Source organism: Paraburkholderia sp. SIMBA_054 (genome assembly GCF_046534875.1).
Lineage (GTDB): Bacteria > Pseudomonadota > Gammaproteobacteria > Burkholderiales > Burkholderiaceae > Paraburkholderia > Paraburkholderia hospita.
Genome location: NZ_JAWRXV010001302.1, coordinates 1 through 251 on the forward strand (window position 1 = coordinate 1; position 251 = coordinate 251).

General features: G+C 59.0%; 1 protein-coding gene. It reads left to right on the plus strand.

Features of this window, described 5'->3' with window-relative positions; all coding sequences use genetic code 11:
• Window positions 1-251: beta-ketoacyl synthase N-terminal-like domain-containing protein (locus tag SB822_RS59310; RefSeq protein ID WP_410859402.1), on the plus strand; the 251-nt coding region annotated here is incomplete at both ends.

Genomic DNA, 251 nt, shown 5'->3' on the forward strand with positions numbered 1-251 from the left:
GTTGCCGATCGGGCTCGGCGGTATTCCGATTTACAACGTCGAAGGCGCATGCGCATCGTCGAGTGCGGCGTTCAATCTGGCGACCATGCAGTTGCGCGCGGGCGCGGCAGACGTGGTACTGGCCGTGGGCGCGGAAAAAATGTACTCGGACGATAAGGCGAAGATGCTCTCCTGCTTTGAATCGGCCTGGGACATCGAAACGTTGGAAGAGAACAAGAGCTGCCTCGCGGGCATGGGCAAAGACATCATAC